Below are 19,149 nucleotides of genomic sequence, written 5' to 3' on the forward strand. Positions count from 1 at the left end.
CAATTCAGGAGTGTAAATACTCCTGAATCGGAGTCCTCTCCTCAATCAAACGCCCACGCATACAGCACATCAAGCGCAGTATTCGTGCCGGTCTGGAACTGCAGCGTGATTTTCGGGGTCATCTTGTAGCGCAGGCGTACCAGGCTCGACGCCGTCGTCGCACCCTGCTCGAAGCTAATGTAGGCGCGCGAGGAAATCCGCTTGCCGACCGTCACCACCGTGTTCGCCAGGCCCTCGGCGTCGCCGTTGCGGCCCTGGCCGATACCGAGTTCGTCGACGCCCAGCGCGTTTGCCATCTTGCTGGTAATGCCGCCGGTGCCGCCCTTGCCGCCCAGCAGGGCGCCAGCTGCCGCGCTCAGCACATCCTTCTCGTTGCCGCTCGTGCCTTCCATGCCGTGACCGAGCACCAGCCAGGCCAGCTTCTCGCTGTCGGGCACGTTTGGCGTGGAGACCAGCCGCGCCTGCGGCGACTGGGCCGTACCGCGCACCTGCACGCCGGCTTCGACATTGGTTTCGCTGAGCTGCTCGCCTTCGGGCTGCTTGCGCACGGCGAGCACGTCGAGCGCAGGGTTGTCCATCGCCCCGCTGAAGGTGATCACGCCCCGCTGGATCGCCAGGTTCTGGCCGTAGGCGGCGTACTTGCCGCTGGCCACGCGGATGGTGCCGTTCACGCGCGGAGGGCGGGGGCCGATCTTGCGCACCCTGACGCTGCCTTCGAGCATGGCGTCCAGGCCCAGGCCGCGCAGGTGGAAATTGTCGCCCAGGTCGGCGGCCAGGTTCACCGTCAACGGCACTTCGGCTTCCTTCGGTTCCGGCGGCACCGGCTTGCCGCGGCCGAGCACGATGACGTCCTCGGAGATCGTCGGCCGGCCCGCCGGTGCGAACTCGATCAGCGCGCGGTCGGCCTTGAAGCTGCCGTCGAGCGTGAAGCGGTTGGTATCGCGCACCAGCGCGGCATTGCCGGACACGATCACGGTGCGATCCGGCCGCGACAGCGCTTCTAACTTGTTCGCCACCAGGTTCAGCTGCATGGCCGGGGCGCCGGCGCCGAAGCGGATCGAGCCGTCGGCGGTCGCGTTGCCGCTCATGCCTTCCAGGTAGAGGCGCTGCAGCACCAGGCGGTCGCCCGCCAGTTGCGAGCGCAGCTGGCCGTTGCGCAGGCGTACGCCCTGCTCGGGCCAGCGCACCGCCATGGCATCGCCATTCACGCTGCCGTTCAGGACTGGGGTGCCGATGGTGCCGCCGGCGGTGACCGCCAGCTTCACGCTGCCGTCGAGCTCCAGGTCGCGCTGGCCGGCGAAGGGCGCGATCCAGGCGATCGAGGGCATGTCGGCATTCGCCGTCATGCGCAGCGGGCTGTCGCGGTCGACGCGGCCGCGGATCATCTGCACGGTACCGTCGGCGCGGACGGTGCCAGTACGCGTGCCGTCGATCGTCAGTTGCGTGCGCAGCGAGCTGCCCTGCACATCGGCGCGCGCCTCGAAGGTGCGCAGCCCGAGCGGCACCGGTGCGACGCCGCCGCCGACGATGGCGTCGCCGCCTTCGCGGAACACGCGCACATTGCCCGCCAGGGCCGGCGCGCCGCCGGTGGCGGTCGCGGTACGCAGGTCGAGCGCCCAGTTGGCGCCAAGCAGCAGGTTGCCGCGCACGTTTTCACGCAGCGCCTCCGAGAACTGCGCGAGGTAATTCAGCGGTACGCCGGCGGCCGCGCCGCTGCTGTTCCAGCGCGAGCCGGTTTTGGTCAGTGTGTCGACCCGTACCGTGCCGGCGGGCAGGCGGATCACGGCGCCGTTGAACGCGAGCGACTGCGGCTTGGCGAGACCGGCCACGCCGGCGCCCGGCGCCACGCCGATGCGCAATGGCACCGGTTGCGCCAGGGTCATCGCAAAGCGGCCCTTGTTCTGCAGGGTGGCCAGGGTGCCGGCCCAGGCATTGCCGCTCCAGCCGCCGCGCACCTCGGTGAGGGCGTCGAAATCTGCGCCACGGGCGGCGGCGCGCAGCGTGTGCGCGGCGCGGGTGCCGTTCGTCTGCAGGCTGGCGGCGGCGATCCGGGTGTCGCCGCTGACATAGTCGACCACCTGGATGTCGCTCACCAGCGGGTCGGCGCCGCCGCGGCCGGAACCGAGGTTGGCGGTGGCGCGCAGCGTGCGCAGGTTGTGGGTGAGCATCCGCAGGTTCTGGCCTTCGAGGCTGGCGGTGAGCGATGGCGTGTCCATCGTGCCGCTTACCGTGCCGGCGCCGCGCAGGACGCCGCTGAAGTCGGGGCCGATCGCCGCCAGTTGGGGAGCGTCGATGCGCCAGTCGAGGCGGTCGCCGGCGGCGCCGAAGCTGCCCTTGGCGGCTACCACGTTCGCGCCGACATGCAGGTCGACGTCGGCGCCCGACACGTGGCGGGCATCCGCCGCCAGGCGCGCATGGCCCCAGAACGGCGACTTGGACAAGGTGGAGTCCTGCAGCTTGAGGTTCAGCGCGCCGCGCCAGTTGTCGCCGGAACGGCCGCTGGCATCGAAACTGCCGTTGATGCTGCCGGGCAGGGGGCTGCCGAACGCGGCCGGGTTGAAGCGCGCCATGTTGCCGCTCCCTTTCGCCTCGACGAAACGCGCGCCTTCCTTGCCGGCCAGCCAGGCTTCGCCGCTGACATGGAGGTTGCTGTTATTCGCCTTGCGCTGCGCGGCGACCCAGCCGAGGCCATTTGCGTCGGCAACAAAGGTCGTGCGTGGATTGGCCATGGCGCCGGTGACGACACCGGTCGCCACCACCGCGCCGTACAGGTCGCTGCGCAGGGTGGCGAGCTGGCGGCCATCGACGCGCCAGTTCATGCGTTCGCCCGGCGCGCCAAAACTGCCGTTCAGGTTGACTGTGTTCTGGCCCAGGGAGACGGCGGCGTCCACGCCGGTGACGTGTTTCGCGTCGGCGGTCAGCTTGCCCTTGCCCGACAGCGGCTGGTCGAACAGGCGGCTCGGGCGCAGCGCGAAGTCGGTGGTCACTTTCCACGCCGGGGCCATCACGCCGGCGGCATTCACCACGGCGTTGATGTTCGCCTCGGGGTAGTCGCCGAGGTCTGCCGGGTTGAAGCGGCTGGCGTTCGCCGTGACCTTGAACGCTTTATCCTCTAACAGATTCGCACGGCCGCTGAGGGCAATGGTGCCGCTGCCGGCCGACAGGCGGGCTTCCGGCACATCGACCACATTGTTCTCGAGCCTGGCGCGCGCTGCCAGGCGCAGGCCACGCTCGGACAGGTTGATGTCGAGCGTCTGCACCTTGCCGACGTTGGCCACGGCGATGTCGCCGGCGATTTTCGTCGGCTTCATGCTGCCGTGAATTTGCTTCAAGTCGAAGCGGTCGGTGTGCAGCGCGAACTTCGCCGTGCCCATTCCCTCTTCGTCTTCGCCGCGCTGTACGCTGCCGCTGCCGGTGAAGCGCCCGGCAGTGCCGAAGTCGATCAGCACGTCCGACAGGCGCATCGCCGTCAGGTCGCCGCCCAGCTGGCCGCGAAACGCGCGCAGCGGCAGGCGCTGCTGGTCGATGGTGCCGGCCGGGCCGTCGTTGATCATGTTCACGCTGCCGGAAATCGCCCGCTTGTCGTCCAGCTTGGCGGCGAGCGACAGGGTCAGGTCGGCGGTCGGCAGGGCCGGGTTGAAGAAGCCGGGGTCGATGTTGCGCGCGTTTAGGGTCATCGTGCGCAGCGGGATCTCGGCAAACGGCGAAATCCCCATGCGCGCTTCGCCGCCCGCGCGGCCGGCCTGGCCGTTGATGTCGAGGGTAGTGAGGTTCAGGTCGCCGCCGGCGCGCAGTTTCAGTTGCGCCGGCACGGATGTGGCACCCTTGCCCGCGGCTACCTGCGACCCCGACAGGCTGGCGGTCGCATCGAGCTTGAACGGCTTCGTCGCGGCGATGCTGCCGTTGGCTGCCACCTGGCCCCAGGGCGTGCTGGCCGCCGCATCGCGCAGCTGCCACTGCGCCTTGTCGCCGTACAGGCGCATGCGGACGTTGGTGATTTCGGTGCTGGCGCCCTTGTTCACAAAAGTGAGTTTCGCCAGGCGCGCGTCGTCGAGGGTAATCTTGAAGGGCGCGGCGAGCGAGGTCGGCATTTTCGCGGGCTCGTCGGTCTCCTTCAGGGTTTCCATGCGCAGGTCGGCCGCGTGCAGCTTGTTGATCTCAATGCCGCGCGAAAGCAGCTGGCGCGGCGACCATTGCAGGTCGATGTTGGTGGCGATCGCCAGCTGCTCGTCGGTGCGCCAGACGATGCGGTCGATGTGCATGGCGCCGTAGAGCGAACCGCGCACGCCGGTCATGGTCAGCTTGCCACCGGTGGAACGGGAGACGCGCTCGGCGATCATCTGCAGCGTCGTTTCGCGCCCGAGATACCAGATCGTGCCGCCGACGATGACGCCGGTGACAACCAGGCCAATGCCGACACGGCGCGGCCAGCGCCGCGGTTTGGCCGGCGCCTGTGCCTTCGGCTCGGTGGAAGGTGGGGTAGGGGTATGGTCGTTCATCAGAACGTGAATCCAAGTGAGAAGTGCAGGCGCGGTTTTTTCACGGCCGCGCCGTAGGCGAGATCGACGTTGATCGGACCGACCGGGCTGCGCCAGCGCGCACCGATGCCGACACCGACTTCCGGCTTGAGGTCGCTGAGCTTGTCGGCGGCGTTACCCGCATCGACGAAGAAGGCCACGCCCCATGGTGGACGGAACCAGTACTGGTATTCGGCGCCGGCGGTGAGCAGGTAGCGTCCGCCGACGATGGCGTCGCCTTCGCGCACGCCGAGTTCCTGGTAGCCGTAGCCGCGCACCGACTGGTCGCCGCCGGCACGGAACAGCAGGGTGCTCGGCACGCCCAGCTTCTCCTTCGAGTAGACGGCGCCGGCTTCGCCGCGCAGGATCATCGTACCGCTCTCGCCCATGGGGCGATAGTACACGCCGCGGGTGTAGCCGCGAACGAATTTTTCATCGGTGAACAGCGGCAGCGGCGCTACGCTGAGCTGCCAGTTGAGGGCGTAGCCGCGGGTCGGCTGCACCAGATTGTCGAGCTTGCGGCGGGTGACGGCGTAGGTGAGCGGGACGCTCCTGCTGCGCGTCGTTTCCAGGCCTGCGACCTCGCGCTGTTCGAGCAGCGCCTCGAGGGTGATGCTGCGCTCGAGCTCGGGCGTGCCCCAGGCGCGGCGTCCGGCCACGGTGCCGACAGTCAGCAGTTCGCCGCGCACGTCGGTGCGTTCGATGCCGCCGCCGACGCTGTCGTTGTAGCCATCGGCCGTGGTCGGCCAGTAAAAGTCGACGCGCGCCGTCTGGCGCTTCTGTTCGTAGATCAGGTCGCTCTTCATGCGCTTGCCGAACACGTTCAGGTCGTCGTAGCTGACCTGGGCGCGCGCACCGGTATTGCTCGATACGCCAACGCCGACTTCGATGTTCTTCTGCTTGTTTTCGGTCACGCGCACCAGCACCGGCAGCACGGTCGGGCCGGTGGCGGCCGGCGGCTTGACGCCAGTCGCGGCCTGGCCGGGCACGGCAGGCGCATCCTGTGCAGCCTGTGCAGCAGCGGAATCGGCCGCCGGCCCGGTCGCTGTGCCGTCCAGGTCGCCGTCTTCTTTCAAGTCCTTGATCTCGGCGTTGAGCACGGCGCGCATGTCGGCGCTGACCTCGACCGTGGCGAAGTATCCGGTTTCCTGCAGGCGTGCCTGCAAGGCCTGCAGGGCGACTTCGCTGTACATGTCGCCCGGCTTGATCTTGTTGAGGTTGGTGATGATCGATTCCGGGTAGCGCTTCAGGCCGCGGATGCGCAGCGCGCCGAAACGCATTTCGGGACCGCTGTCGATCACGACGCGCAAGGAAGCCTTATAAGCATCAGGATCGACGGTGGCGCTGGTTTCGACCAGCTGCGCGCGTGGAAAGCGCGAGCGCGTTACTTCGCGCAGCAAATCGCGCTTGGCGCCTTCCCAGTCGGCCGTGCGGAAACGCGCGCCCACCGGCAGCGACCAGCGGTTGCGCAGCGCGCCCGCGTCATACGGGGCGCCGCCGCCCTCGAAGATCACGAAGCCCTGCAGCACCAGGTCAAGGTCGCTCACCAGGGTCGGTTGGCCCGGATCGACGCCAATGCGCACCACAGGCGTGGCGCCGCTCGTATCGAGCGTTGCGGTGATTTTCGGCGAGTAATAGCCTTCGGTGGCGATCAGGGTTTTCGCTTCTTCGGGCGCCTCCTTCACGAGGCGTTGCAACTGGTCGAGGTCGACGCGTGGATTGCCGCGCCAGCGCAGCAGTTCGAGGTTGTCTTCAAGCAGGTTGTCGAGGCGTCCCGGCGCGTCAATGCGCACGGTGTACTTGACGGGCCCGTTCGGTGTCTGCCCGCTCAGGGGCTGGGCGGTCAGCGGTTGCTCGCTTGATGGCTGCTCGGTCGGCGTCTGCCCGCTCAGCGGCTGTTCGCCTGCCTGTTGGGCCGAGGCCGCTTGCGTGCCCAGCACCGCATACACGGACAGCATGATTTGTGCCAAAATCCGTGATTGCCTTGCCGCCGTTGCGGTCCGTTGGGATGTCGCGAGAACCATGTCTCTCCGTCTCAGTATTCAGTATATAAATGCTGAGCGCATCTTAGCGGAATTGCAAAAATGATGGCGAACGATTAACTTTCAAAAAAACGACACATGCACGCTTCCGATACCGCCCTCGTCCTCTTCAGTGGCGGACAAGATTCGACCACCTGCCTGGCCTGGGCGCTGGAGCGCTACGCCCGGGTGGAAACGATCGGTTTCGACTACGGACAGCGCCATGCGATCGAGCTGGCAGTGCGCCCGACGGTCCTGGAAAAGATGCGCGCGCTGTCCCCAAGCTGGGACGCGCGCCTGGGCGAAGACCACATGGTCGACCTGTCGCTGATTGCCCGCATTTCCGATACGGCGCTGACCAGCAATGTCGCCATCGAAATGCAGGCGAACGGCTTGCCGAATACCTTCGTGCCTGGCCGCAACCTGTTGTTCATGACGGTGGCCGCCACCGTGGCCTACCGCCGCGGCCTCACGGTGCTGGTGGGCGGGATGTGCGAGACCGATTTCTCGGGCTATCCCGATTGCCGCGACGACACGATGAAGGCCTTGCAGGTCGCGCTCAACCTGGGTATGGCAACGCGCCTGAAGGTCGAGACACCGCTCATGTGGATCGACAAGAAGCAGACCTGGGAACTGGCCGAGCAGGCCGGCGGAGCGGCGCTGGTCGACCTCGTGCGCTTTGAGACCCATACCTGCTACCTGGGCGAGCGCGGCGCGCGCCACGACTGGGGTTATGGCTGCGGCACTTGCCCGGCCTGCGAACTGCGGGCGCGCGGCTATGCCCAGTTTGCAGCGGCGCGGAGCGGTACCGTTTAAGAGCGCCTAACAAAACCTCCATAGCTGCGTTGCAGCTCCTCGCCGTACATGCGTACTGTCTTCGTCGCCGCGCCTTGCTCTGAAGGTTTTGTTAGGCGCTCTAAATCGCCTGCTGGTTCACGACGCGATTCCTGCGCGAGCGGCTGACCAGGTACCAGACGAGCGCCAGCGGCAGCAGCAGGGGCAGCAGGAAGGGCACGATTGCTGCCGCCACGGCGAAACAGGCAATCGCCAGCGCGACGATCACGACGATGCCGACGCCCGCAAACACTACCGCCAGCACCGCTCCCACCACGATCGCCACCAGCAGGCCGATCAGCATGCCGCCGCCGCCGAGCAGGATCCCGAGCATGGCGCCGATCGGGCCGTCGAACTCTTCGCCGTCGATGTGGAAACTGGCGTCGCTGAAGGTGAACAGCAGGTCCCACAGCAGCAGGGCGCAGAGGATCAGGATAATGTAGGGCGCGATCTTTTTCATGGCAGGTCCTTGAGGGTCGGGTTGATGGTGCAACTCTAGGCCGGGCCGCGGCCTCTCGCCAGCCGCATGCGACGGGTGGCGTTTTTGGCGGGCCGGAGCGCGCCAATCGCGGACGAATGCCGACGAATGCCGATGTGCATCCGACCTTGCAATACGCGTTTCGCCGCCTATACTGACAGCCTGCTCTGTTGTAGGTTACCAGGAGGCTTCTTATGCATATCGTCAGCTCAACGATGAAGATGCACCAAGCCAGGACACCGGCGTCCCTGGCTGGCGGTGGCCCGAAGGGTCCGCCATCGGCGCCGCCAACCATTCCACCGATTATCATCAATCCCTTCAATCGCGAAGCGCCAAGGCAGCCGAACATCGATCCGCTGCGCACGCCCTTGCCGCCGCCGGTACGTCCACCCGGCGCGCCCAGCATGCGGATGTGATTTGCATTTTGTTATCCGTTTGCTATCGCGCTGCACGCGGCATTTCCACTATCATCTCGTCTTTGGGCGACAGGCCCGGCAGATAAAGAAGTGAGCGATGAACGAAGAAACAGGTGACCTGGAAGCGGGCGACGACACTGCGGACACCTCGGACGCCCTGGTCCAGGAACCACGCCTGTGGCAAGGCAATGGCTGGACCGCACGCGTGATCAAGAACGACGACGACGAAGGCTGGGCAGTCGCCATGTACAAGGATGGCCACCCGGAACCGGCGCTGGTCGGCCCGTGGACCATGGGCCGCGACAAGAAAAACCCGAAGCCGCTCGATGTCAACGCGTTCAATACGCTGATCAAGACGGCGTCGGAAGTCATCCGCCGCCACGAGCAGCACCTGCACGCGATGCTGCACAAGAGCACCGTGGTGTCGACCGAAGAGGGCGAACTGAAGGTGACGCTCGACATCGTGCCCGATGACGACGACCCCTATGCGCTGCTGACCGCCATCGACCAGATGGGCGAGCAGGTGGCCCAGGTGCGCGTGGCGCCGACCTTCAAGCTGACCCCGAGCTCGGCCCAGGGCTGGATCGAGAACGGCTTCAAGGCGCCGCGCTAAGCCCTATCTATTACCGCGACGCTGTCCGCGCCGGCAGCGTGCGCAGCCGCGCCAGCAGGGCGTCGACCAGGCCTTGCGGATTGAACGGATCGTCCGGCAAGACGATGTCGGGCTGCAGCAGCACCGGCTCGCGCAGGCCCGACGGACGGTCCAGGATGAACCGCGGCGACACCACTTCCAGGCCCGTGTTCGGCAAGGTGCGGCTCTGCACGCCGCCGCTCTGGCGCGCGCGCGCATAACCGGCCGCCCCCACCAGCTTCCCGAAACCGAAATCCTGCACCGCGTTGGCGAACAGCGTCGCCGCCGAGTAGGTCGTGCCTCCCACCAGCACGTACACCTGGCCCTTGAACCGGATCGGATTGTCAGGTTGCGGCTGCTCCCAACTGGTGGCGCTACCATGCACGACGTCGCCGACCTTCTCACCTGCGCCGGCGCGTCCGGCAATCACCTTTTTGATGTAGGTGGAGGCGTTCCGGAAAGGCTTGTCGGCAATGTGCCGCAAGATTCCCTGCCTCCAGATTTCATCGCCCCCTCCGTTCTCGCGCACGTCGATCAAGAGGGTCTTTACCTTCTCGTCGCGCAGGCGCGTGAACGCCGCTGTCGTGAAGGCGTAGAACGCCTCGGTATCCGGCCAGAGGAAGGTGTTGATCGTCAGTAGCGCAGTGTCGTTCCCGAGGTGCTTGAGATGGAACATGCGTTCGAAGGGCGCGTCGCTGCCGAGCTGCAGTGCCTGCCCCTGCGCGGTGCTCGCTTCGCGCTGCAGGACTTGTCCTTCCACCGACAAATCGAAACGCGCGGGCGCTCCATACACTTTCCAGTAGAAGAACCAGAACCGGCGCGACAGCAACTGGGCGCGAAATTCTGGCGTGTCGCCATGCATCAGGCTCAGCAGCTCATCGACTACCTGTTTTGCCGCCACGCCGTTGATGCGCTCGATACGCTTGCGCGCGTACGAACTCGCCGCTCCGCCCAGTTCCGCGCGCACGAAGAGCTGGCCACTGGCATCGACCTGGACTTCGAAGGGAAAGAAGGCGCCGCCGGACTGCAGGAATTCCCGTGCCTGCCCGTGCCACTCCGGTTGCAGGATGGCCAGGTGGGCGTCGGCGAACACGGGATTCATGCGCGCCAGGATGCGCCAGGCCTCGTCCCGGGTCTTTGGGTCCCGCAATTGCGTTTCGGCGTTGTGCATGGCCTGTTGCAGGGCTTGCGCGGACACCCATTCGTCGGGCTTGGGATGAGTCACCGCGATGAAGTCACGGGCCGCCTGCAGGTCCTGCTGCAATTGCTCCGGGGTGAAGCGTGCGGGGCCGGCATGGACGACCGCGCTGGCCAGCACGCCAGCGATCATCAACCAAATTCTTTGGCGCATTGGAATCTCGTGTTATGAAAACGGCTATTGTATAGTTGAGTGTATGGCTCGGGCTTCATGCCGATTGACTCTTTGATTTAGGCTGGACTTAATGCTCAACAGCGACGATTTGCGTTTCTTTTGCACGGTGGCGAGCCAGCCGACGCTGGCGGCCACCGCGCGCGTCCTACATGTCACGCCGCCGTCGGTCACGCAGCGGCTGCAGGCGATCGAGGAGAAGGTGGGGCTTCGGCTGCTTGACCGGTCCGGCCGGCGCGTCACCCTGACCGGCGAGGGCCAGTTGCTGGCAACGCGGGCCGCGCTGATCCTGGCCGAAATGGACGCCCTGGCGGAAACGCTGGGTGATCGCAAGAATGATATGGTGGGCTGCCTGCGCATCCTCGCGCCGCTGGGTTTCGGCAATGCCTATGTCGCGCCGCTCGCCGCCCGTTTCCAGGCCGAGCATTCCCTGCTGTCGGTCGAGCTCGAACTGTCCGATCAACCTAACCTGGGAACCGGCGACGGCTGGGACATCGTGGTGCACATCGGCGAACTGCCGGATTCGAGCCTGCAACGGCATGTGCTGGCGAAGAACCGGCGCATGCTGTGCGCAACGCCTGCTTACCTGGAACGGCATGGGACGCCGCTCGTGGTGGCGGACCTGCGTCATCACCGCTGCCTGATGTTGCGCGAGAACGCGGAGGACCTCAGCCTGTGGCGCCTGCGCGCGCCCGGCAATAGGCATTACGACGCCGTCCGCATCAACCCTGCGCTGTCGAGCAACGACGGCCGGGTCATCAAGCAATGGGCGCTCGATGGCTACGGGATCATGCAGCGCTCGGCGTGGGATATTGCGCATGAACTGCGCCGTGGCACGCTGGTGCAGGTGTTGCCCGATCATTGCGGCCCGGAAGCGGATATCGTGGCGCTGATGGGCGCGCGTCACAGCAGGCGCTCGGCGCGCACCGAACGTTTTCTCGCTCTGCTGAAACAGGAAATCGGGCCGATGCCCTGGGCTGCGCATGGGGTGGTGTGACTCCAGTCGTTGTCTTTCCGCGTCGCAATAGTGACCCCGAGCTCAAAGGGCTGTCTGCCGCTACGATCTGCTGCTAATATTTCCCTTGGGAATTAATATTAAGGGAAACCATGAAACGTCTCGACCGGCTGGAAGCGGTGCAGTCGCTGTTGCTCGAAATCGGGCAGACCTCGACCAGCTGCAGCGACATCACCGAATTCATCCGTGCCGTGCACCGCGCGCTCGGCCGCGTCATGTACGCAGCTAACTTTTATGTCGCGCTGTCGGACCGCGACGAAGGCACCGTGCGCTTCGTCTATTTTGTGGATGAATCGGATGAAGGACCGGCGCTGAACCAGCCGGTGCAGCTCGCTTCACCCGACGAATCGCCGACGGCCTGGGTGATCCTCAACCGCCAGGCGCTGGTCGTGACGGCTGCCGATTTCCAGGCGCGCACGGCGCAAGGGTCGAACTTCGGCGCCGGCAGCGCGGCCGAGCACTGGATCGGCTGCCCGCTGCTCGACCAGCAGCATCTGCCGCTGGGCGCGATGGTGATCCAGAGCTATACCCCGGAACACACCTACAGCGATGAAGACCAGGCCCTGTTCGCAGTGATCGCGAACCACGTCTCGGTGGCGCTGCAAAGCCTGCAGAGCATGGACCGGCTCGAGCGCGCCGTGCAGGAGCGTACCGTGCGCCTGGAAGAGCAGAACACCGCCCTGAACAGCGCGCTGACCCAGTTGCAGCAGGCGCAGGGCGAACTGGTGCGCCAGGAAAAGCTGGCCTCGCTCGGCCGCCTGGTGGCCGGCGTCGCGCATGAGATCAACACCCCGCTGGGTATCTGCGTGACGGCAACCAGCCACCTGGTCGAAGAGCTGCGCCTGACCCGCACCGAGCTGGCCGCGGGGGAGATGACCCAGGACAGCCTGGACAGTTTCCTCGACATCGTCGACCAGTCGCTGCGCATCATGACCACCAACACCCAGCGCGCGGCGGCCCTGGTGCGCAGCTTCAAGCAGGTGGCGGTCGACCAGTCCTCGGACGACATCCGCAGTTTTAATCTGTGCAATTACCTGAATGAAGTTCTGCTGTCGCTGCAGCCGAAACTCAAAGGCCGCCCGGTGAAGGTCGAGGTCGATTGTGCGGCGAACGTGCAGATGGAAAGCTATCCGGGTGCGCTGTCGCAGATCGTCACCAACATGGTGGTCAATTCCCTGGTGCACGGCTTCGAGCATGAGCAGGCGGGGAAGATCACGCTGCATGTGCAGGTGGCGGACGACGTGGTGTCGTTGTCATACGCCGACGACGGCGCCGGCATGGACCAGGACACGCTCAACAAACTGTTCGACCCCTTCTTCACGACCAAGCGCGGGAATGGCGGCAGTGGACTGGGGGCGCACATCCTGTACAACCTGGTGACGGGGGCGCTGGGCGGAACGGTGAAAGTGCAAAGTGCACCGGGGCAGGGCTTGCGGTATGACCTGAGCTTCCCGCGCAGCCGTCGCGGTGAAAAGCTGGCAGCCTGAGCAACAGGACGTAGGGTGTGCGGCTACACCCGGGCATGTGAATGCCTGCGGCGTCAATGCCGCCCACGCTTTCAACCAGCTCGGGAAACCTCGCGTCAGTGCTTACGGGAGTTGAACGCGTAGGCGGCATCCACGCCGCGTCCATGCGCACTATCGGGTGGAGCCGCACACCCTACGTCCCACGGGCATGCATGTCGGCAGATCCGCCGCTACCTGTTCAATCCGGCCACTGCCGGTTGATCTCCAGCGCCTTGTCCATGTTCTTGATCAGCAGGCTGACGTAGTGCGGGTCGAGGTGGTGCCCGGCGATCTCGCGCATGTATTCGGTGACCTGCTCCACCGGCCAGGCCTTCTTGTAGCAGCGCTCGTGGCTCAGGGCGTCGAACACGTCGGCGACGGCGACGATGCGCGCGTACGGGTGGATCGCTTCGCCCTTCAAGCCCTGCGGGTAGCCGGTGCCGTCGTATTTTTCGTGGTGCTGGTGCGCGATCACTGCAGCGGCCTTCAGGATAGGCCGGCTCGAGCCGTCCAGGATCTGCAGGCCCACGGTCGGGTGCTGCTTCATCACTTCCCATTCTTCCGGGGTCAGGCGGCCGGGTTTCAGCAGCACGGCGTCGGGGGTGGCGATCTTGCCGATATCGTGCATGGGCGCGGCGTGCACCAGGGTCGCCGTTTCGCATTCCGGCATGCCCGAGGCCTCGGCCAGCAGGTGGCAGACCTGGGCCATGCGCCGCACGTGGTTGCCCGCTTCGTTCGAGCGCGATTCGACCACGTCGCCCAGGCGCAGGATCAGTTCGGCCTGGGTGTCGGTGATTTCCTGGTTCAGCAGGATGTTATCGAAAGCGATTGCCACGCCCGAGCAGAACACCTCGAGCAGTTGCGCGTCGATGTCGGAGATTTCCTCAACGCCCTGCAGCACCAGCAGCGAAGCCTTGCCGCTGTGGTTGTTGGGGAAATAGCCGACATAGGTGTCGCCGTACAGTTGCGAAATCCGGTTATGGCGCGCCTCGTCCAGCTGCGCGAGCAGGCCGGCATCGATTCCCTGGTTGCCGAAGTCGCCGATTTTGGCCAGCACCTCGTACTGGCTCTCGCCGGTGATCATGCTCGCGCCTTTCAGGCGCAGCAGCATGCTTTGCTCCAGGCGCAGCAGGGCCACCACCTGTTGCAGCAGGCCGCTGGCGAAATCCTTCAGGTTGCGCTGCTTGAACAGGTGGGACGATGCGGCCAGCACCCGCTCGAGTCCCTCGCGGTAGTTCTGCTGCACGCGGCGCGCTTCCTCGACCTTCATGATGTCGCGGTAGGCGCGCAGCGCAGCGAAGGTCGTGGTGAACAGCTTCGTGCGGTCGAGTTCGGTCTTTTCCTTGTAATCGTTGATGTCGTAGTCGACGATCACACGCTCTTCCGGCGCCTGGCCGGGCTGGCCGGTGCGCAGCACGATGCGGGTCAGGCCGTTGCCCAGCTCCTGGCGCATCCAGCGCGCCACTTCCAGGCCGCTGTCTTCGCGTTCCATCACCACGTCGAGGAACACCAGCGCGATGTCGCTCTCGCGCGCCAGGATCTCCTTGGCCTCCGCGCCGCTGTACGCGTGCAGGAAGGACAGCGCCCGGCCATCGAGGCGGAAGCGGTTCAGCGTCAGCTTCGTGATGTTGTGGATGTCCGGCTCGTCGTCGACAAGGAGAACTTTCCAGGGAGCGAGCTTGGGCGTGGCGGGGGACAGGAAGGACATGGCGTTTCCGTTACCGTAAGGGTGTTACGAAGTGGAAAAATCAAAAGAGGAATTTTCCTACAATTCCAGTAGGAAATCATTGTAGTCCCGCTCCAACACATTAACAACAAGCAACACGCCTACTTGTATTGCAACTGTTAATGAAGTGTTGGAGTAATGACTCAGTCGTAGCGTTTTTGGCAGCGCTCGCAGAAGAAACTGCGGCGGTTGGTGCGGCCGAGGTGGGCCTTGGTGAAGGGGATATCGCAACGCGGGCAGGTTTTCTTGGCGTGGGCCAGCCAGTGTTGCTTGAGTACATACTGCCTTTTCCACTCCAGGAAATCGAAGCTGTACTGGCGCGCCTCTTCCACCAGTGCACGCAACTTGGGCGCCGGGAGTGCCCCAACTGTCGAAGCGGGATGCACGCGGATACGGAACAGGACCTCGTTCTTGATGATGTTGCCGACACCCGAAAAGATATCCTGGTTGAGCAGGGCGTCGCAGGCCAGCATGTCGGGCTGGGCGCGCAGTTTCTTGCGCGCGCGCGCCGGGTTCCAGTCCTCGCCCATGACGTCCGCGCTCCAGTCGTACAGGCTGTCGAGATCGCAGTCGATCTCACGCACCGAGCACGCATAGAAATTGAGCTCCTCGCCCTCCGCGGTACGCAGGTACAGGCGTGGGGGCTTGCCCTCACGCTGCTCGTTCACACGGTAGGTGCCGAACAGCAGGAAATGAATGCGGATCGCCATGTTCGGCAATTCGATGAGGAAATGCTTTCCCCAGGTACGCAGCGACACGATGCTCTGGCCGAGCAGGCGCGTCGGGTCGATAGCGCTTGTGTTGCCGCCGGCTTCCACGATCTGCTGGCCGACGAAGCGGGCTGTTTCTTCTTTCAAGATGAAAAGCGATGGACCTTCTGGCACGGGACACCTCCTTGACAGCATTCTGAGACGTGTGGCTGGGATCGGCTGTGCGAGGACTAACAAACCGATACAGGATTTACTGGGCGGAGACAGCGGGACGTCGTAAACGCGCGTATATTGAACGCCAATAAGGTGAACGCATATGGACGTAGAGACAGATAGCGAACGAAAGGAATCGCCATGAAGAACGTGATTCAACAACTGGCCGTGAGCGGCCTGCTGGCGCTGGCGGCAGGCGCAGCGTCGGCCGATGTGACCGTGAACTATGTCGAGCCCGAGCGTTTCTCGGACTTGCCGTTCGCGACCTGGGAGCGGGAAGCGGTGCTGAAGGACCTGACCGGGCACTTCGCCAAGCTGGGGGCGCAGTTGCCGCCGGGGCAGAACCTGCGCGTGGATGTGCTGGACGTCGACCTGGCCGGACGCGAGTATCCGGGCCGCGGGGCGCGTGACCTGCGTATCGTCAAGAGCAACGGCGTGGACTGGCCGCGCATCGACCTGCGCTTCGCAATCGAGCAGAACGGCCAGGTGCTGCGCAGCGGCGAGGTGCAGTTGCGCGACATGTCCTTCATGGACCGCATCAGCCGCCACACCGACAACGACTCGCTGCGCCATGAGAAGCGCATGATCGACGACTGGTTCTATTCGGCGATCGTGCCGCGCGAACGCGCCGCGCGGCGCTGAGATGCGTGAATAAACAGACGGGCTGCCTGAGGGTAGCCCGGTCTTTGTTGGACAGGCGTGCCGGTATTCACCGGCACGTTTTTTTTACTCTGCTTTCTTGCCCGGCACATGCAGTTCGCGCCGCAGCTCGCGGCGCAGTTCCCCGGCCTCGCGCACCTTGTAGTCCGACGGCACCGTGAACAGGGCGGCGTCGGGTTCGCCGCGTTTCAAGCCCTCGAGGCGGTACACGTAGTCGCCGCTGCGCGGATCGCTGTGCTTGGAATACACGGTGATCTGCAAATCCGGCGAGTACCAGGTTTCGTCGGCGACCACGATCGGATTGCGGTTGCCGACTTCTCCAGCCGGAATTTCATAGCTGCGCAGCTTGCCTTCGGCGCGCACGCCGTCGAAGTCGCGCGTGCCCAGGTCGCGGCTGGTGGCCTTCGACGCCCATTTCATGTCTCCCGCGGCATTCGCGACGATGGTGCCGAGCTGCGGGCCGATGGCCGGACCGAAATGCGGACCGAAATGAGGGCCAGGCTGTACCCCGGCGCCGGCTGTGTCCTGGCCCGGGCCACGGGGGATGCGGATCACGCGCACGATTTCGCGGCGTCCGTCGTTTTCACGTTCGACATGGACGGCGGTCCGTTCGCCCGCCTTGTCCGCGACACCCGCCTCACGCTCGAGTCGTGGGAGGCGGCCTTCCTTGCGCAGCTGTTCGATGCGCGCCCGCGCAGCGGCGCCGGCGGTGCGGGCGATGTCGGCGTGCGAAGGCAGTTTTTGCGCCGTGCGCGTGCGCGGGCTGAGGATCCAGACCGCATTCGCCACCGGATCGTGGATCGTCACGACCTGCACTTCGCCATTCCTGCCCCGTACTTCTTGACGGGTGCGGCCGGCGCTGTCGCGGTAGCTGGCGGCACTCGTGCGCCGCTCGATCTGGTTACCGTCGGACAGTTGCTGCAGGCGTTCCGATACCGCCCTGGCGCTGTACGGCGCATTCTTGACCGGCTGGCCGGTGCCATGGCGGCGGTGAAGGATGGGCACTTCTTCGCGAGGATGCGGCGCATCGGCTTCCAGACCCGCAGGCACGGCCAGTTCTTCCTCGGCCAGCGCAGGCGACAATAAACAGGCGAGCAGGGCAGTCAGCAGCAATTGGTTCGTTTTCATGCTTGTCCTCGTTGTGGTTATTCAATCAATCAATCGACGTCAGGCGCAGCGCCAGCGGCTCGCCGCCGGCGCCGACCAGCATTTCGGCGTGCACTGCCTCGCCAGCGTTTTCCGGCGTTACCGGCAACCCGAGCGCGGCCAGCATCGTGCGCGGCACCTCCGCCTGCACCAGGCGCGGCTCGGCTTCCTGGTCGATGCGCTCGAGCGAGTCGAGCGCAATGAAGGCGGCTCCGTCGTCGAAACGCACCAGCGGCTGGGCTTCGTGCATGTCGCCGGCCAGGCGCGGCGGCACCAGCAGCAGGCCCAGCATCGCGGCGGCAACAAAAGAGCCGGCCCCGGCGGCACACCATTCCGGCAGGCTCAGGCGCCGATACCAGGGCCTGGGCGGCGCGAACGCGGCGTTGAAGGCCTGCATCAGTTCCTTTTCGACGCAGCGCGGGGTGTCCATGTCCGCCAGCGCGCTGCGCAGAAGCCCCAAGCGGGCGTCGAGGTCGGGGTTGTCGTTGGTGTCCATGATCGTTTCCATGTCAGGCGGCCGAGGCGTGGGCATGCAGGATTTTTGCGAGTAGCGCGCGGCCTCGCGCCAGGCGCGAGCGCACGGTGCCGATGTCGACCGCGCAGATCGCCGCGATCTCGAGGTAGGACAGGCCATGCATTTCATAGAGGATGACGGCGTCGCGGTAATGCGGCGCCAGCCGCGCCAGCGCGCGCCGCACTTCTTCCGCCGTTTCATCGGCCAGCACGCGCGCCAGCGGACAGGCGTCCGGGCAGGGCTCGTCCAGCTCGCCGTCTTCGTCCGGCTCGGGCAGGGCGGCTTCGCGCCGGCGCGGCGCTTCGTGCTTGAGGATCAGGAGGCGCGCCACGCCGAACAGGAAGTTCGGCAGCGAGCCGCGCAGCGGGTCGAAGGCGAGGCGGCCGTTCAGCAGTCCCATGAACGCTTCCTGCACCGTATCGGCAGCCGTGGCGCTGGAACCGCAGCGCAGCAGGGCGAAGCGGTAGAGCGGACCCTGGTGGCGCCGGTAGAGCGCGGCAAAGGCCCGCGCGTCGCCGGCGCGCATCAGGCGCAGCAGCTCGTCGTCGGTGGTGGTCGGCGTGATGGTCATGGTCGTCATCTCAAGCATATTCCGTTGAGATGACGATAAAGTTCCAACTATTTTTGCGGGATGCGGCAGGTCTTGCCTGCCGGGGCTGCTTTGGATAGATCAGGACGAAACCGTTTCTATGCCTGCAATCGGTTTTGAACGGCCCGTCTTGGATTTTCTCGCCGCAGTACGCGCCCCGATTGATATCGACACATACCGGAATTCGTAGCCAGACCTAGGTAGGACGGGTGGGGGCAAGGCCCTGGATGGCGAACCATCTGCGTGTGCCGAAGCTCGATCCTGGCGACGATCGCGTTGTGCCCGAGTTAGCCCCGGATCCTAGTCGATCCAGTTGACGCGCTCGAACTTGTTGCGGAAGTCCTCGGACATGGCGACGACCTGGCTGGTTTTGTAGTTATAAAACACGAAGCCGGACTTGGCCATGGCGACCAGGGCCTTGTCGCGCGGGCGGGTGATGCGGAAGGTGATGTCGCCGCCGTACTTGTTGAAGTCCATCACGCCGACTTCGAACAGCAATTCGTCGCGCGCGTGCGCTTCGGCGCGGTAGGTGGTGGCCAGGTCGGTGACGATGATGCCGGTGCCGTCGCGCTCGGTTTCGGCGACGCCGAATTCAAACAGGAACAGCGCGCGCGCCTCGGAGATCATCGAGATCATCGAGTCGTTGCCGAGGTGGTTCGCGGCGTTGATGTCGGTCACGCGCACCGTCAGCGGCGTGGAGTAGTAGTACTGGTCTTCGGGGAAGTCGAGTTGTAGGCGGGCCATGGATCCAATTTTACATCGAAGCGCCCAACAAGACCCCCAGGGCGGCGTTGCATTCGTCTCG

At 65.3% G+C, this 19,149-nt stretch carries 16 protein-coding genes; 6 read left to right on the top strand and 10 right to left on the bottom strand.

Annotated features, from left to right (window positions below; all coding sequences use genetic code 11):
* Positions 1-41: 41 nt before the first annotated feature.
* The gene (locus ACFPN5_RS07620) at positions 42-4,499 is read right to left on the bottom strand and encodes a translocation/assembly module TamB domain-containing protein (protein ID WP_379781748.1); all 4,458 of its coding nucleotides are present in this window, start codon (positions 4,497-4,499) and stop codon (positions 42-44) included.
* A complete protein-coding gene (locus tag ACFPN5_RS07625) occupies positions 4,499-6,475 on the bottom strand; it encodes an autotransporter assembly complex protein TamA (protein ID WP_379781750.1) in 1,977 nt (658 codons plus the stop codon). Before ACFPN5_RS07625 ends, ACFPN5_RS07620 begins: the two co-directional genes overlap by 1 nt.
* 162 nt (positions 6,476-6,637) lie before the next feature.
* On the opposite strand from ACFPN5_RS07625, the gene queC reads away from it, so the two are divergent.
* Positions 6,638-7,354, top strand: a complete 717-nt coding sequence (queC, locus tag ACFPN5_RS07630; protein WP_379781752.1) for a 7-cyano-7-deazaguanine synthase QueC — start codon at positions 6,638-6,640, stop codon at positions 7,352-7,354.
* A 100-nt stretch (positions 7,355-7,454) separates the two neighbouring features.
* Here the strand turns inward: queC and ACFPN5_RS07635 are convergent, their stop codons facing one another.
* Complete coding sequence (locus tag ACFPN5_RS07635) at positions 7,455-7,832, bottom strand: hypothetical protein (protein WP_379781754.1); 378 nt, start codon at positions 7,830-7,832, stop codon at positions 7,455-7,457.
* A gap of 212 nt (positions 7,833-8,044) precedes the next feature.
* On the opposite strand from ACFPN5_RS07635, the gene ACFPN5_RS07640 reads away from it, so the two are divergent.
* Both ACFPN5_RS07640 and ACFPN5_RS07645 read left to right on the top strand, forming a co-directional pair.
* Complete coding sequence (locus ACFPN5_RS07640; protein ID WP_379781756.1) at positions 8,045-8,266, top strand: hypothetical protein; 222 nt, start codon at positions 8,045-8,047, stop codon at positions 8,264-8,266.
* A gap of 97 nt (positions 8,267-8,363) precedes the next feature.
* The gene (locus tag ACFPN5_RS07645) at positions 8,364-8,879 is read left to right on the top strand and encodes a hypothetical protein (RefSeq protein WP_379781758.1); all 516 of its coding nucleotides are present in this window, start codon (positions 8,364-8,366) and stop codon (positions 8,877-8,879) included.
* A gap of 10 nt (positions 8,880-8,889) precedes the next feature.
* On the opposite strand, the gene ACFPN5_RS07650 is transcribed toward ACFPN5_RS07645, so the two are convergent.
* Positions 8,890-10,248: a S41 family peptidase gene (locus ACFPN5_RS07650; RefSeq protein ID WP_379781760.1), complete on the bottom strand. Its 1,359-nt coding sequence runs from the start codon at positions 10,246-10,248 to the stop codon at positions 8,890-8,892.
* A gap of 91 nt (positions 10,249-10,339) precedes the next feature.
* On the opposite strand from ACFPN5_RS07650, the gene ACFPN5_RS07655 reads away from it, so the two are divergent.
* Positions 10,340-11,263, top strand: a complete 924-nt coding sequence (locus ACFPN5_RS07655; protein WP_379781762.1) for a LysR family transcriptional regulator — start codon at positions 10,340-10,342, stop codon at positions 11,261-11,263.
* Positions 11,264-11,373: 110 nt separating this feature from the next.
* The gene (locus ACFPN5_RS07660) at positions 11,374-12,768 is read left to right on the top strand and encodes a GAF domain-containing sensor histidine kinase (RefSeq protein WP_379781764.1); all 1,395 of its coding nucleotides are present in this window, start codon (positions 11,374-11,376) and stop codon (positions 12,766-12,768) included.
* Positions 12,769-12,985: 217 nt separating this feature from the next.
* Here ACFPN5_RS07660 and ACFPN5_RS07665 read toward each other — a convergent pair whose 3' ends face one another.
* Positions 12,986-14,494, bottom strand: coding sequence for an HD domain-containing phosphohydrolase (locus tag ACFPN5_RS07665; protein WP_379781766.1), 1,509 nt, complete (start codon positions 14,492-14,494; stop codon positions 12,986-12,988).
* A gap of 161 nt (positions 14,495-14,655) precedes the next feature.
* Entirely contained in the window at positions 14,656-15,369 is a 714-nt protein-coding gene (locus ACFPN5_RS07670) for an endonuclease (protein ID WP_379781768.1), read from the bottom strand.
* A gap of 207 nt (positions 15,370-15,576) precedes the next feature.
* Between ACFPN5_RS07670 and ACFPN5_RS07675 the strand changes: the two genes are divergently transcribed.
* Positions 15,577-16,077, top strand: a complete 501-nt coding sequence (locus ACFPN5_RS07675; RefSeq protein ID WP_379781770.1) for a DUF3016 domain-containing protein — start codon at positions 15,577-15,579, stop codon at positions 16,075-16,077.
* Between the two features lie 84 nt (positions 16,078-16,161).
* Here the strand turns inward: ACFPN5_RS07675 and ACFPN5_RS07680 are convergent, their stop codons facing one another.
* From ACFPN5_RS07680 to ACFPN5_RS07695, 4 genes are all read right to left on the bottom strand, one after another.
* Entirely contained in the window at positions 16,162-17,223 is a 1,062-nt protein-coding gene (locus ACFPN5_RS07680) for a hypothetical protein (protein ID WP_379781772.1), read from the bottom strand.
* A 25-nt stretch (positions 17,224-17,248) separates the two neighbouring features.
* Entirely contained in the window at positions 17,249-17,737 is a 489-nt protein-coding gene (locus tag ACFPN5_RS07685) for a hypothetical protein (protein WP_379781774.1), read from the bottom strand.
* A 13-nt stretch (positions 17,738-17,750) separates the two neighbouring features.
* Positions 17,751-18,335, bottom strand: a complete 585-nt coding sequence (locus tag ACFPN5_RS07690) for an RNA polymerase sigma factor (protein WP_379781776.1) — start codon at positions 18,333-18,335, stop codon at positions 17,751-17,753.
* 309 nt (positions 18,336-18,644) lie between these two features.
* Positions 18,645-19,088 carry a thioesterase family protein gene (locus tag ACFPN5_RS07695; RefSeq protein WP_379781778.1) on the bottom strand — a complete coding sequence of 148 codons (444 nt, stop codon included), beginning with the start codon at positions 19,086-19,088 and terminating at the stop codon, positions 18,645-18,647.
* Between the last annotated feature and the right edge of the window lie 61 nt (positions 19,089-19,149).

The sequence above is a fragment of the Massilia niabensis genome, assembly GCF_042655085.1.
Classification (GTDB): domain Bacteria; phylum Pseudomonadota; class Gammaproteobacteria; order Burkholderiales; family Burkholderiaceae_D; genus Telluria; species Telluria niabensis.

What these genes read in the sequence shown, in the direction of transcription:
- ACFPN5_RS07665 (WP_379781766.1), bottom strand. Translation starts at nt 14,494, where the DNA reads ATGTCCTTCCTGTCCCCCGCCACGCCCAAGCTCGCTCCCTGGAAAGTT.
- ACFPN5_RS07660 (WP_379781764.1), top strand. Translation starts at nt 11,374, where the DNA reads ATGAAACGTCTCGACCGGCTGGAAGCGGTGCAGTCGCTGTTGCTCGAA.
- ACFPN5_RS07620 (WP_379781748.1), bottom strand. Translation starts at nt 4,499, where the DNA reads ATGAACGACCATACCCCTACCCCACCTTCCACCGAGCCGAAGGCACAG.
- ACFPN5_RS07635 (WP_379781754.1), bottom strand. Translation starts at nt 7,832, where the DNA reads ATGAAAAAGATCGCGCCCTACATTATCCTGATCCTCTGCGCCCTGCTG.
- ACFPN5_RS07680 (WP_379781772.1), bottom strand. Translation starts at nt 17,223, where the DNA reads ATGAAAACGAACCAATTGCTGCTGACTGCCCTGCTCGCCTGTTTATTG.
- ACFPN5_RS07675 (WP_379781770.1), top strand. Translation starts at nt 15,577, where the DNA reads ATGAAGAACGTGATTCAACAACTGGCCGTGAGCGGCCTGCTGGCGCTG.
- ACFPN5_RS07695 (WP_379781778.1), bottom strand. Translation starts at nt 19,088, where the DNA reads ATGGCCCGCCTACAACTCGACTTCCCCGAAGACCAGTACTACTACTCC.
- ACFPN5_RS07655 (WP_379781762.1), top strand. Translation starts at nt 10,340, where the DNA reads ATGCTCAACAGCGACGATTTGCGTTTCTTTTGCACGGTGGCGAGCCAG.
- ACFPN5_RS07690 (WP_379781776.1), bottom strand. Translation starts at nt 18,335, where the DNA reads ATGACGACCATGACCATCACGCCGACCACCACCGACGACGAGCTGCTG.
- ACFPN5_RS07650 (WP_379781760.1), bottom strand. Translation starts at nt 10,248, where the DNA reads ATGCGCCAAAGAATTTGGTTGATGATCGCTGGCGTGCTGGCCAGCGCG.
- ACFPN5_RS07625 (WP_379781750.1), bottom strand. Translation starts at nt 6,475, where the DNA reads ATGCTGTCCGTGTATGCGGTGCTGGGCACGCAAGCGGCCTCGGCCCAA.
- queC (WP_379781752.1), top strand. Translation starts at nt 6,638, where the DNA reads ATGCACGCTTCCGATACCGCCCTCGTCCTCTTCAGTGGCGGACAAGAT.
- ACFPN5_RS07685 (WP_379781774.1), bottom strand. Translation starts at nt 17,737, where the DNA reads ATGGACACCAACGACAACCCCGACCTCGACGCCCGCTTGGGGCTTCTG.
- ACFPN5_RS07645 (WP_379781758.1), top strand. Translation starts at nt 8,364, where the DNA reads ATGAACGAAGAAACAGGTGACCTGGAAGCGGGCGACGACACTGCGGAC.
- ACFPN5_RS07640 (WP_379781756.1), top strand. Translation starts at nt 8,045, where the DNA reads ATGCATATCGTCAGCTCAACGATGAAGATGCACCAAGCCAGGACACCG.